1 protein-coding gene is annotated in these 1,673 nt (G+C 37.8%); it reads right to left on the bottom strand.

The features are described from left to right. Positions 1-525: 525 nt before the first annotated feature. The gene (locus tag GGR21_RS20750; protein WP_183309146.1) at positions 526-1,419 is read right to left on the bottom strand and encodes a helix-turn-helix domain-containing protein; all 894 of its coding nucleotides are present in this window, start codon (positions 1,417-1,419) and stop codon (positions 526-528) included. Positions 1,420-1,673: the final 254 nt, after the last annotated feature.

Genomic DNA, 1,673 nt, shown 5'->3' with positions numbered 1-1,673 from the left:
TTTCATTTTTAAAAACTTTGGGTCCCCCTGCCTGTCGCAGGCAGAGGATATCCCCGTATGTACATGCATAGTTTGTTTACGCACTCCTGCGCAACGAGACAAGGAGAATTTAACATTCTGTAATGTTGAAGGAATCCCCAAAACACATACTTGTAGCATTTAATTACAAATAAGGCAAAATATTATTCTATAGTATATTTTCATTTTCATATCCTTATTCCTGTTGTGTCGTTTCTGTAAATAACCAGTAAAGTTTCTGTAATAGTTGGAAGTCTCATCTAAAATAGATCCGTGTAACCTTTCCGTAAATAAAATAATAAACCTTTATCAAACTCCCTGTGGGGGTTGACTGCCGTCTTATCATTGTTGTTTAAATCTTGTTATATACCCCAAATCTATTTCGACAGCAAATTTATAAGGATGTAATAAAATTATATTTACAGATATCCACCATAATCTGGCAGAAAAACGTAAATGTATGAATTTCAGATACCCGGCTGTCTCCAACCGGTGAATAATCGCCCGTTAATTGCCATGGTAATTGGACTCACACCTGTTTTCCCATATTTTCCCGTATTTCCTGATATTTGAAGGTGTATCCCCTAAATAGGTCTTGCAGAAATTGGTGAAATGGGAGATACTGGAAAAGCCAAACTCGTCACAGATATCTTTGAAGCTCCGCCTTTCGTGCCGTATCTCATAATAGACCTTATCGGCCTTATTATGCAGCATCCATTTATAGGGAGATACACCGAATATACGCTTAAAATGCTTTTCGAAACCTGAAACCGAATAATTAAGGGCTTGCGCCAGTTCACTGACTGATTTATAATTATGACTGTTACGCATCACATAGGAAGAAAACACAGAATCAGCACTCAATGCTTTGCGGAAAAACAGGGATAAATCCCTCTGGGAATAAAAGGCGCGTAGCAGAAAGAATAGTTCTTTTACTTTGTTGCGGTAAAATATACCGCAATATATTCCCTGGTCAATGCACGCCAGCATAAATTCAACATATCCTTTTATCTGCGGATTTATATCCAAAAGATATAAATCATCCAGATCCTGGTAATTATCGTTTTCAAAGAACCGGGCGAGGTCTTCTATACTCATGCAGTTACAAAACGTGATCTGCTCCTGGAGCCGTATGATCAGCAGGGTGGATCCCTCCAGGGCTCTCACGCAATAATGCTGGTTCACAGGCATGTATACAGCCTTGCCTGCTCCTATGATCGATCCGCTATGGCTGGCAAAGGACAGGGAGACTTTTCCTTTTACAAGAAAAACCATCTTGTCATTCAGGGAACTGTTATCTATCAGCTCATTTTGGTTCAGTACCAGCAGTTCAATGGTCGAATGCCGGCCTTTTTCTTTATATGGACATGATAATTTATCAGAACAATATAGCTCGCTCATAAAATCTGCGTAATAAATCAAAAATCTGTAGAGTGATCTTATTTGTTAATACAGGATCGGGCTCTACCTTTATTTTTTATAAAAAGTAATTATTAAGTTTAGTTATATATGAAAACAGAAGAGGGATGAACAAGATCAGATACTTTGAACTGTAATTTGTATTCGAAACAAAAGTAGAGGTTTGAGCCGGATTATCCTTTACATAATTCCTCCTTTTTTTATTATTTTTTGTCCCTCAAACAGCGACCCAATAC

It is taken from the genome of Dysgonomonas hofstadii (genome assembly GCF_014196915.1).
Lineage (GTDB): Bacteria > Bacteroidota > Bacteroidia > Bacteroidales > Dysgonomonadaceae > Dysgonomonas > Dysgonomonas hofstadii.
Note: the sequence above shows the minus strand (reverse complement) of the source record. Positions and strands in the feature narration are given on the sequence as shown.

What these genes read in the sequence shown, in the direction of transcription:
- GGR21_RS20750 (WP_183309146.1), bottom strand. Translation starts at nt 1,419, where the DNA reads ATGAGCGAGCTATATTGTTCTGATAAATTATCATGTCCATATAAAGAA.